9 protein-coding genes are annotated in these 11,593 nt (G+C 63.3%); 8 read left to right on the plus strand and 1 reads right to left on the minus strand.

The window, feature by feature from the left end:
* Positions 1–68 precede the first annotated feature (68 nt).
* The 7 genes from BOP93_RS15000 (at position 69) to BOP93_RS15030 (ending at position 7,525) form a co-directional block, all read left to right on the plus strand.
* Positions 69–1,028, plus strand: coding sequence for an AAA family ATPase (locus tag BOP93_RS15000; RefSeq protein WP_104503259.1), 960 nt, complete (start codon positions 69–71; stop codon positions 1,026–1,028).
* 5 nt (positions 1,029–1,033) lie between these two features.
* Entirely contained in the window at positions 1,034–1,966 is a 933-nt protein-coding gene (locus tag BOP93_RS15005; RefSeq protein ID WP_065887789.1) for a DUF58 domain-containing protein, read from the plus strand.
* Positions 1,963–2,457 (plus strand): DUF4381 domain-containing protein, encoded by a 495-nt coding sequence (locus BOP93_RS15010; protein ID WP_065891781.1) that lies wholly within the window; start codon positions 1,963–1,965, stop codon positions 2,455–2,457. Before BOP93_RS15005 ends, BOP93_RS15010 begins: the two co-directional genes overlap by 4 nt.
* The gene (locus tag BOP93_RS15015) at positions 2,450–3,538 is read left to right on the plus strand and encodes a vWA domain-containing protein (RefSeq protein ID WP_104503260.1); all 1,089 of its coding nucleotides are present in this window, start codon (positions 2,450–2,452) and stop codon (positions 3,536–3,538) included. Before BOP93_RS15010 ends, BOP93_RS15015 begins: the two co-directional genes overlap by 8 nt.
* Positions 3,535–5,274: a tetratricopeptide repeat protein gene (locus BOP93_RS15020; protein WP_104503261.1), complete on the plus strand. Its 1,740-nt coding sequence runs from the start codon at positions 3,535–3,537 to the stop codon at positions 5,272–5,274. Before BOP93_RS15015 ends, BOP93_RS15020 begins: the two co-directional genes overlap by 4 nt.
* Positions 5,271–6,911, plus strand: a complete 1,641-nt coding sequence (locus BOP93_RS15025; protein WP_104503262.1) for a BatD family protein — start codon at positions 5,271–5,273, stop codon at positions 6,909–6,911. The genes BOP93_RS15020 and BOP93_RS15025 overlap by 4 nt, the downstream gene beginning before the upstream one ends.
* Before the next feature lie 374 nt (positions 6,912–7,285).
* Entirely contained in the window at positions 7,286–7,525 is a 240-nt protein-coding gene (locus BOP93_RS15030) for a DUF6124 family protein (RefSeq protein ID WP_104503263.1), read from the plus strand.
* 539 nt (positions 7,526–8,064) lie between these two features.
* Here the strand turns inward: BOP93_RS15030 and glsB are convergent.
* Entirely contained in the window at positions 8,065–8,973 is a 909-nt protein-coding gene (gene glsB / locus BOP93_RS15035; RefSeq protein ID WP_065884751.1) for a glutaminase B, read from the minus strand.
* 282 nt (positions 8,974–9,255) lie between these two features.
* On the opposite strand from glsB, the gene BOP93_RS15040 reads away from it, so the two are divergent.
* Positions 9,256–10,338: an LLM class flavin-dependent oxidoreductase gene (locus tag BOP93_RS15040; protein ID WP_104505294.1), complete on the plus strand. Its 1,083-nt coding sequence runs from the start codon at positions 9,256–9,258 to the stop codon at positions 10,336–10,338.
* Positions 10,339–11,593: the final 1,255 nt, after the last annotated feature.

Raw genomic sequence — 11,593 nt, forward strand, 5'->3', positions numbered from 1 at the left:
AAAGTAAGCCCCCCAGGCCGGTGTTTTTTCCTGACACCCAGGCTCATCTTTTCCAGGAACCGTCATCGATGGAACATCGTGAAGCGCTGCTAGCGCTGCGAACCTTTCTTTCTACGCAGATTCTCGGCCAGGAAAAACTCATCGATCGCCTGCTGATCGCCCTGCTCGCCGACGGCCATATGCTGGTCGAAGGCGCACCGGGCCTGGCCAAGACCAAGGCCATCAAAGAGCTGGCTGAAGGCATCGAAGCGCAGTTCCATCGTATCCAGTTCACCCCCGACCTGTTGCCCGCCGACATCACCGGCACCGAAATCTATCGTCCGGAAACCGGCAGCTTCGTGTTCCAGCAAGGCCCGATCTTTCACAACCTGGTGCTGGCGGACGAAATCAACCGTGCGCCGGCCAAGGTCCAGTCGGCACTGCTCGAGGCCATGGCCGAGCGCCAGGTCAGCGTGGGGCGCAGCACCTATGAGCTGTCGCCGCTGTTTCTGGTCATGGCCACGCAGAACCCCATCGAGCAGGAAGGCACCTACCCGTTGCCTGAGGCCCAGCTCGACCGCTTCCTGATGCACGTCAAGATCGGCTTCCCGGATGCCGCCGTCGAACGGCGCATCCTGCAACAGGCCCGTGGCGAAGCGCTCAACGGCGAAACCAAGCCCGAGCGCCGCGTCAGCCAGCAGGCGATCTTTGCCGCCCGCAAGGAAATCCTCGGCCTGTACATGGCCGATGCGGTGGAGGAATACCTGGTGCAACTGGTCATGGCCACGCGCACCCCGGCCAAGTTCGACCCGGAGATGGCCGAGTGGATTGCCTATGGCGCCAGCCCGCGCGGCTCCATCGCCCTGGACCGCTGCGCGCGTGCCCATGCCTGGGTGGCCGGTCGCGACTTCGTCAGCCCCGAAGATATCCAGGCGGTATTGTTCGACGTGTTGCGCCACCGCATCATCCTGTCGTTCGAAGCCGAGGCCGCGGGTGTAGACCAGGACCGCGTGGTGCAACGCATCCTTGACGTCGTTGCCGTCGCTTGAAGTCGATGAACGCGAGCGCGGGTATCCACGTCACGCTCAGTGAATTGATCGAGATGCGTCATCGCGTGCGGGAAGTGCAATTGTTTTCCACCCCCGGCCAGCGCAGCCCGTTGATCGGCCTGCATCACTCCAAGCTGCGCGGGCGCGGCGTAGATTTCGACCAGGTGCGCGTGTATCAGGCCGGGGACGACGTGCGCACCATTGACTGGCGCGTGACGGCGCGCACCCAGGAGCCCCACACCAAACTGTTCCACGAAGAGCGCGAACGGCCGATTTTCATCATGGTCGAGCAAAGCTGCCGGCTGTTTTTCGGCTCCGGGCAGATGTTCAAGTCGGTGCTCGCCGCACAAGCCGCCAGCCTGATCGGCTGGGCGGCACTGGGGCATAACGACCGTGTGGGCGGCCTGGTGTTCGGCGACAGCGAGCACTACGAAATCAAACCCCGGCGCAGCAAGCAAAGCCTGCTGCAACTGCTTAACCGCCTGGTGCGGGTCAACCAGAGCCTCACCACCGAAAGCCTTCCTGAAGCCGATGCCCTGGGCATGGCCTTGCGCCGTGGCCGCGAAGTGCTGCGCCCGGGCAGCCTGGGCATTGTGATCTGTGATGAACGGGCGCTCACCGAAGGCGCCGAGCAACAGTTGAGCCTGCTGTCGCGCCATTGCGATCTGCTGCTGTTGCCCATCTCCGACCCGCTGGACCACGCCCTGCCCGCCGCCGGGTTGCTGCGCTTTGCGCAACGCGGCGCGCAACTGGAACTGGACACGCTCAATTTCGATTTGCGCCAGGCCTACAAGGCCCAGGCCGAAGCGCGCATCGCCCGCTGGGAATTGCTCGCGCAGAAGCTACGGGTGCTATTGATGCCATTGAGCACCCAAAGTGAAATGGTCGAGCAACTGCGCGAATACCTCAACCCGCAACGCCCGGTCAAAAAACAATGAGCAGCCTCGACCAACTGCAACCGCTGATCGCCCCGCCGGCCATCGGCTTCTGGCCACCCGCGCCGGGCTGGTGGCTGCTGTTGCTGGTGATCCCGTTGCTCGGCTGGGGCGCCTGGCGGCTGCGGCGCTGGCTGCCCGCCCGCCAACCTATCGCCCGCGCCGAACAACCCCTGGACCCGCTGCGCATCGCGGCCCTGGCGGAGCTGGCGCTGATGCCCAAGCCCTATGACGGCGCGCCCGCCGGTGCCTGGCTGCAACAACTCAATGGCTTGCTCAAGCGCCTGTGCCGCAATGACTACCCCTACAGCCAAAGCCACACCCTCAACGGCCGCAAATGGCTGGCGTTCCTGGATAACCGCTGCCCCGCCGCCGGTCTCACGCGCTGGATGGTGCTGGTCGAAGGCGCCTACAAGCCCGAATGCAAACTCGACGACAAGGCCATCGCCGGCCTGACCCAAGCCGTCGACACCTGGATTCGCAAACATGTTTGAGTTCGCCTGGCCGTGGATCTTCGCCCTGTTGCCGTTGCCGTGGCTGATGCGCCTCATCCTGCCGGTGGCCGACAGCGGCGAACCGGCCTTGAAGGTCAGCTACCTCACCGACCTCGAAAGCCTGGCCCGGCGCCGCGCCCGGATTAACCTGCCGGGCTGGCGCCAGCAGGCCCCCTTCGTGGTGCTGTGGCTGCTGCTGTTGACCGCCGCCGCACGCCCGGAATGGCTCGGCGAGCCGCTGCCGATTGCCGCCAGTGGCCGCGACTTGCTGGTGGCCGTGGATGTCTCCGGCTCCATGGATTTTCCCGACATGCACTGGCAGGACGAGGACGTCAGTCGCCTGGCCCTGGTCCAGCACCTGCTGGGAGACTTTCTTGAAGCGCGCGAGGGCGACCGCGTGGGCCTGATTCTGTTCGGCAGCCAGGCCTACCTGCAAGCGCCGCTGACCTTCGACCGGCGCACCGTGCGCACCTGGCTGGATGAAGCGCGCATCGGCATTGCCGGCAAGAACACCGCGATCGGCGACGCCATCGGCCTGGCCTTGAAACGCTTGCGTCAGCGCCCGGCGCAAAGCCGCGTACTGATCCTGGTGACCGACGGTGCCAATAATGCCGGGCAGATCGATCCGCTCACCGCCGCGCGCCTGGCCGCTGAAGAAGGGGTGAAAATCTACCCGATCGGCATCGGCGCCGATCCCGAGCAGACCGGTTCCCTGGGCATTCTTGGCGTGAATCCGAGCCTGGACCTCGACGAACCGGCGCTCAAGGCCATCGCCGAGGCCACGGGCGGCCAGTATTTCCGTGCCCGTGACGGTAAGGAGCTGGAACAGATCAAGACCACCCTCGACACCCTGGAGCCCGTCGAACAGCAACCCACCCGCGCCCGCCCCGCTCACGCGCTGTACAGCGGCCCTTTGGCCCTGGCGTTGCTGCTGAGCCTGTTGCTGGTGGTGCAGGAGCGCTGGCCGAACAACGCCTTGCAGCGGCTGTACGACAAGCTGTCGAGCAAGCGCCTGTTCCTGCCGCAGAGCCCTGAATGGCGCGAGCGCCTCAAGCGCCTGCGCTTGCGGAGGCGTCGATGATCGCTTTGTGGCCACATTGGCTGCGTCCCTGGTGGCTGTTGCTGCTGCCGCTGCTCGGCTGGTTGCTGTGGCAACTGTGGCACCGGCAAAAGCGCGCCGGACGCTGGCAGATCATCCTGCCGCCGGCCTTCCACGCTGTGCTGCTCAGCGGCGGCAACGGTCGCGAAAGCAAATCCCCCTGGGTCGTGCTGGGCATCGCCTGGCTGCTGGCCGTGCTGGCGCTGCTGGGCCCCAGTTGGCAGCGGGTTGAACAACAGAGCCAAAAGCCTTCCGACCCACTGGTGGTACTGCTGGAACTCACCCCCGAAATGCTCGCCACCGACAGCCCGCCTAATCGCCTCGAGCAGGCGCGGCGCAAGCTGTACGACCTGTTGCAGGCGCGCACGGATGCGCAAACCGCCATCGTCGTGTATGCCGGCAGCGCCCACACCCTGGTGCCGCTGTCCGATGACCTGGCCACCAGCCGTAACCTGCTTGAAGCGCTGCGCCCCTCGATCATGCCCGAGCCCGGCCACCGCGCCGACCTGGCGGTGGACAAAGCCCTGGCCCTGCTCAAGCACGGCGGCCTCGGCCAGGGGCGCCTGCTGCTGATCGGCTCGTCGCTGTCCAAGCAGGAACGCCAGGGCATTCGTCTGCTGCTGCAAGGTAACCAGGCGCCGAGCCTGTCGATCCTCGGCATCGGCAGCCGTGAAGGCACCCCGGTCACCCAGGAAAGCGGTGAATTCCTCAAGGACGAACAGGGCGCGATCCTGATTCCGCGCCTCGACAGCCCGACCCTCAAGGCGTTCGCCAGCGAAATGGGCGGCCGCTACCGAGCGGCGCGCCTGGACGAGAAAGACCTGCGGCAATTGGGCGTACTTGACCCACCCCAGGCCCTGCGCGACGACGGCCAACTGCTGCGCCTGGACACCTGGGCCGACCAGGGTTACTGGCTGCTCCTGCCGCTGCTGCTGTTGGCCGCCTGCGCCGGACGGCGCGGCTGGCTGTTTTGCCTGCCGCTGCTATTGATGGCCGCACCGCAGCCCAGCTACGCCTTCGAATTCCAGGACCTGTGGCTGCGCCCCGACCAGCAGGGCCAGTATCTGCTGAAGAAAAAACGCCCCGCCGAAGCCGCCGAACGCTTCCAGGACCCGCAATGGCAAGGCGTGGCCCTGTATGAAGCGGGTAACTATGCCGAGGCCATCAAGCGTTTTGCCGAAGCTGACAATGCCTACGCCCACTACAATCGGGGTAACGCTCTGGCCCGGTCCGGCGCGCTGGAAGCTGCCGTCGACGCCTATGAACAGGCACTCGAAGCTCAGCCCGATCTGCAACCAGCCCTGAAAAACAAGGCGCTGGTGGAAAGCCTGCTGCAGCAACAAGCGCAGCCCAAGCCCGACGAACCCGAAAAAAACCAGGATGACGAAACTACCCAACCCGGCCAAACTGCGCAACCGGGCGCCGACGGGCAAAATGCCAAGGGTGGCGAGCAATCCACTCAGGGCCAGGGCCAGACCGGCAACGGCGCGACCGACACGGCCAGCGCGCCGCCAGCCGGCAGCGACGACGTGCCCGGCAGCGAACTGGGCGACGAGCACACCACCACGCCACCGCTGCGCCCCGCCGATACCAGCCTTGAAGGCGAACACCGCCAGGCGCTGGAGCAATGGCTGCAGCAGATCCCGGACAACCCCGGGGAGCTGCTGCGGCGCAAATTCTGGTACGAACAGCAACAGCATCAGGACAAGACTCGATGAGCCGCCGCACCACCCTTCTGCTCCTGCTCGCCTTGTCGGCAGGCCACGCCCAGGCGGCGAACCTGGTCGCCAGCGTGGACCGCAGCCGCCTCAATTCCGGGGAAACGGTGGAACTGACGGTGGAATCCAGCGACGTAACCCAGTTCGGCAAGCCCGACCTGTCGCCCCTGGATGCGCAGTTCGAAGTCAGCGGCACGCGCCAGATCAACCAACTCACCACCCTGGGCGGCGATAACCACGCGACCACGCGCTGGATCATCACCCTGCTGCCCAGGGAAAACGGCACGGTGGTGATCCCGCCGCTGCAGGTGGGCGAGCTCAAGACCCAGCCGATTACCCTGCAGGTGGTGGAGACCGCCAGCCAGAACACCAGCGCCGAACTGGCGCCGGTGTTTGTCGAAGCCAGCCTCGACCAGACCAGCGTCTACGTGCAGGCCCAGGCCCTGTTGACCGTACGCGTGTATCACTCGGTGTCGCTGTACGACGACAGCAGCCTCACGCCCCTGCAAATCCCCGATGCACGCGTGGAGCAACTGGGCGAGTCGCGCACCTATGAAAAAGTCATCAACAGCATTCGCCATGGCGTGATCGAAACCCGCTACGCGATCTACCCGCAGCGCAGCGGGCCGTTGGCAATTGCGGCGCAGACGTTCAGCGCCACGCTGGTGGAGTCGCGCCCGCCGCAGGAGAACACCCTGCAGGGCACCAAGCCGGGCAAGCTGATCCACGCAAGCTCGGCGCCCCTGGCGCTGACGGTCAAGCCCAAGCCCGAGTTCTACCCCGCCGACGCGCCGTGGTTGCCGGCGCGCAGCCTGAGCCTGAACGAAGCCTGGAACCCCGCGCCGGAGCATGTGCAGGTCGGTGACTCGCTGACGCGCAGCCTCACGGTCAAGGTCGAAGGCCTGTCCAGCGCGCAACTGCCGGCGCTGCCCAGTACCGAGGTCAACGGCCTGCGGCGCTACCCGGACCAACCGGTATTGGGCAACGAGACCCGCGACCGCGGCCTGATCGGCAGCCGTGAAGACCGCGAAGCCCTGGTGCCCACCCGTGCCGGAGCGCTGGAACTGCCCGCCGTGGAAGTGGTGTGGTGGAACACCCACGAAGACCACCTTGAACGCACCACCCTGCCGGCCCGCACCCTGCAAGTGGCGGTCAACCCGAGCCTGGTAGTGGACACTCCGGCCATGCCGACTGTCATCACCGCACCGGATGACGAACGCCTGTGGCTGTGGCAACTGAGCACCCTGCTGCTGGCCTGCACCACCTTGCTGGGCTTCGGCCTGTGGTGGCGCGCCCGCCGCCAGCCCGCCGTGCAACGCGCCGCACAAACCGGCCCCAGCCCGCGCACCCTGCTCGACGACCTCAAGCGCGCCACCCAGGCCAACGACCCCCAGGCCACCCGCCAGGCCCTCGACGCCTGGGCGCGCCAACAACCGGAAACCCTGGCCGACATGGCGGCGCGCTTCGTGCCGCTGTCGGATGCCCTGGACGGGCTCAATGGCGCGCTGTACAGCGAGAGCGGCCAGTATTGGCTGGGCGAAGACCTGTGGCGGGCGATCAAGGCCATTCCCGTGGCCGAGCGCGAACAAGACCCGGCCCTGGACACCACCAGCCTGCCGCCGCTCTATCCCAAGTAAAACGATCAATCCTCCAAAACACTGGAGATCCAAATGTGGGAGGGGGCTTGCCCCCTCCCACAGGATGGTGCCCACTCAGATATATCCCACAACCGTTTCAGGTTGTCCCTCGGAACTTCGCTGGCTAACCTCCTCGCCGTCGCTGCCAATTCAGCGACCGGATTTGACCGTCCGATTTCAAAAGAGCAACTGCCCCAACACCGATCTGGGCGTTTTTTTTACGCCTGATGTATCGTGTCGCGGCAGCTATACGCGGGATACCTTCGGGTATGCCGGTTTTGCTCCTTTTGACCGGTCGGTCAACCCGCGTATTGCTGCCACCCTCTTCGATTGACCGCGAATCGTGGCAGCTCCATTCTTAAAGGAGTTTCACCATGATCAAAGACACCCCCAATCTTCCAGAACAACTCTTTACCGTACGCCCCAACCTGGGCACGGAAACCTTGCTGGTCAACGCCTCCCAGGACCTGGCATCCATCACCGACATCGCCACCCACCTCGCTTTCGAAATCGACGGAACCCATCGCAATGTTGCGCTGGGCATCTGCCGGATGCTTGAAGGCGTGCAGCTAATGGTGGACAAGGTGCTGGATGAGGCCTGCCCAGCCACGTAAATCTGGAGCGTATACAATCCCCCAAAACACTGGAGATCCAAATGTGGCAGGGGGCTTGCCCCCGATAGCGGTGGGTCAGCGACAACAGCGCTGACTGACACACCGCATCGGGGGCAAGCCCCCTCCCACATTTGGATCGCGGATCGACACATGATACCGGTCGGCTCTAAGGCCGCCGCGCTTTTGCTCTTGATCTCAGGCGCCCCGTTAAACCACGCTGGCCGAACGCAGGCTTGAATTCGTGGGTAACCCGGCAGGACGCCGGGTTAGCCGCACTGGGCCAGGGATGGCCCATTGCGGCGGCCCACGGATTCAAGCCTGCGTTCGGGCACACCGAGCATTAGCGAGGTGCCGAGTGGTGGGGCAAGAGCGTTTTGCTTACTTTTGCGCTTTTCAAAAGTGAGCCGCTGTAAAAGCGGAACCTATATCAGCCGTTACCGCAGAAACGGATATGTACTCAATCCAACCCAGCATCCTGGTCGGCCCAGAGGCCGCCATCGGGGGCAAGCCCCCTCCCACAGTTTGGTCTGGTGACACGCTCAGAACACCGACCACCCAATCCGCTCACTCAACAACTCCAACGCCTTGATCCCCGCCAGCGAGTTCCCCGCCGCGTTCAACTCCGGCGACCACACGCACACGGTAAACTGCCCCGGCACCACCGCGACAATCCCGCCGCCTACCCCGCTCTTGCCCGGCAACCCTACCCGATAAGCAAAATTGCCCGCCTCGTCATACAGCCCGCTGGTGGCCATGATCGAGTTGACCTGTTTGGTCTGGCGCGCGGTCAGGATCTGCTCGCCACTGTGGGCGCTCACGCCTTCGTTGGCCAGGAAGCTGAACGCCCGGGCCAGGTCCAGGCAGCTCATCTGCAAGGCGCAGTAGTTGAAGTAACTGTGCAACACCGCGTCCACATCGTTATGGAAGTTGCCAAAGGCTTTCATCAGGTAGGCCATGGCCGCATTACGCGCACCATGCCGGGCTTCGGATTCGGCAACCACGCTATCGACCAGGATCTGCGGATTGCCCGACAGCCGCCGCACAAAATCGCGCATCGACAGGATCGGCACGGCGAAGCGCGACTGGTTGATGTCGCAGATCACCAGCGCGCCGGCGTTGATAAAAGGATTGCGTGGTCGGCCGCGTTCGAATTCCAGTTGCACCATGGAGTTGAACGGTTGCCCCGACGGTTCATGGCCCAGGCGCTCCCAGATACTTTCGCCGCCGTGGTCGATGGCCTGCACCAGGCTGAACACCTTGGAAATGCTCTGCACCGAAAACAGCGTGTCGGCGTCGCCGGCGCAATAGGCCGCGCCGTCGTTGCCGTATACCGCGATGCCAAGCTGGTTGGCGGGTACGTCGGCCAGGGCGGGAATGTAATCGGCGACTTTGCCGAGGCCGATCAGAGGCCGCACTTCGTCGAGGATCGACTCCAGCAGCGCCTGCATGTCTTGTCCTGTCATCTTCTCTGGATCTGTGGTGAACGAGGCGCGCAGGATACTTCACTGGGTGCGAAAGCCCCACACCTCTCTCGTTTTCCAGCAACGAACACTCAAGACAGCCTTAAATGCAAACTTCTGATAATAGTTAAAAATATTAATTCACAATTTTAATAATTAGGTTAGAACCAAACGGCATTTTACAGACGCGGCCGTGCGTCCTATGTTCACGCTACGGACCGACCCCTGCCCGGTGGAGGCTTGTTTACCGACTTCAACAAGGACCTGACCATGAGCATCGAATTCATCGGCTACATCGGCGGCCACCACGCCTCCGAGATTCACCCGCGCAGCGGCCCGACGCTGCAACCGGACTACGTCGAACGCGTGGCGCGCGCCCATGAAGAGGCTGGCTTCGACCGCGCCCTGGTGGCCTTCCACTCCAACAGCCCGGACAGCACCTTGATCGCCGCCCATGCCGCGGGCGTGACTCAGCGGCTGAAATTTTTGATCGCGCATCGCCCGGGTTTTGCCCAACCCACCTTGGCCGCGCGCCAGTTCGCCACGCTGGATGTGTTCAACGGTGGCCGTACCGCCGTGCATATCATCACCGGCGGCGACGACCGTGAACTGCGCGCCGATGGCAGCCATATCGGCAAGGACGAGCGCTACGCGCGCACCGATGAATACCTGAGCGTGGTGCGCCAGGAATGGACCAGCGACACGCCCTTCGACTTCGCCGGCACCTACTATAAGGTCGAAGGTGCGCACTCCAGCGTGAAGTCACCGCAACAGCCGCATATCCCGGTGTACTTCGGCGGCTCGTCGGCGGCGGCGATCGCGGTGGCGGGCAAGCATGCAGATGTGTATGCGCTGTGGGGCGAGACCTATGAGCAAGTGCGCGAAGTGGTGGCGCAGGTGCGTGCCGAAGCGGCACGGCATGGACGCACGATTCGCTTCAGCTTGTCATTGCGGCCGATCCTGGCCGAGACCGAAGAATTGGCCTGGCAGCGGGCGGACAGCATTTTGCAGCAAGCCACGGCGCTGGCCGACAACAGCGGCTTTGTGCGGCGCGAACCGCCCAATGAGGGCTCGCGCCGCTTGCTGGCAGCGGCGGCGCAAGGCTCCCGGCTGGATAAGCGCCTGTGGACCGGGATTGCCGGCTTGCTCGGCGCGCAGGGCAACTCCACGGCACTGGTGGGCACTGCCGAACAAGTCGCCGAGGCGCTGCTGGATTACTACGACCTGGGCATCACCACGTTTCTGATTCGCGGCTTCGATCCGCTCAACGACGCGATCGACTATGGGAAGCAACTGATACCGCTTACCCGTCAATTGATCGCCGAACGCGAACAGGCCAGGCAAGTGGCTTGAGAAATAGCTGGGAGGTGCTTACCCCTGATGGTGGCGGATCAGTCACTATCCATTTACCTGACCCACCGCTATCGGGGGCAAGCCCCCTCCCACATTTGTCTGTATTTCAACATTGGGATGGGTGGCATTTGCTGGAGGTTGCCAAGACCAGGGTGGGTCGCTTTATCGAATGCATGAAGCCTTCGGCCTGAACGCGATCAAACTGTGGGAGGGGGCTTGCCCCCGATGGTGGCGGATCAGTCACTATCCATTTACCTGACCCACCGCTATCGGGGGCAAGCCCCCTCCCACATTTGTCTGTATTTCAACATTGGGATGGGTGGCATTTGCTGGAGGTTGCCAAGACCAGGGTGGGTCGCTTTATCGAATGCATGAAGCCTTCGGCCTGAACGCGATCAAACTGTGGGAGGGGGCTTGCCCCCGATGGTGGCGGATCAGTCACTATCCATTTACCTGACCCACCGCTATCGGGGGCAAGCCCCCTCCCACATTTGTCTGTATTTCAACATTGGGATGGGTGGCATTTGCTGGAGGTTGCCAAGACCAGGGTGGATCGCTTTATCGAATGCATGAAGCCTTCGGCCTGAACGCGATCAAATTGTGGGAGGGGGCTTGCTCCCGATGGCGGCGGATCAGTCACTATCCATTTACCTGACCCACCGCTATCGGGGGCAAGCCCCCTCCCACATTTGTCTGTATTTCAACATTGGGATGGGTGGCATTTGCTGGAGGTTGCCAAGACCAGGGTGGATCGCTTTATCGAATGCATGAAGCCTTCGGCCTGAACGCGATCAAATTGTGGGAGGGGGCTTGCCCCCGATGGCGGTGGATCAGTCACTATCCATTTACCTGACCCACCGCTATCGGGGGCAAGCCCCCTCCCACATTTGTCTGTATTTCAACATTGGGATGGGTGGCATTTGCTGGAGGTTGCCAAGACCAGAGTGGATCGCTTTATCGAATGCATGAAGCCTTCGGCCTGAACGCGATCAAATTGTGGGAGGGGGCTTGCTCCCGATGGCGGCGGATCAGTCACTATCCATTTACCTGACCCACCGCTATCGGGGGCAAGCCCCCTCCCACATTTGTCTGTATTTCAACATTGGGATGGGTGGCATTTGCTGGAGGTTGCCAAGACCAGGGTGGATCGCTTTATCGAATGCATGAAGCCTTCGGCCTGAACGCGATCAAATTGTGGGAGGGGGCTTGCTCCCGATGGCGGCGGATCAGTCACTATCCATTTACCTGACCCACC

It is taken from the genome of Pseudomonas orientalis (genome assembly GCF_002934065.1).
GTDB classification, from domain to species: Bacteria; Pseudomonadota; Gammaproteobacteria; order Pseudomonadales; family Pseudomonadaceae; genus Aquipseudomonas; species Aquipseudomonas orientalis_A.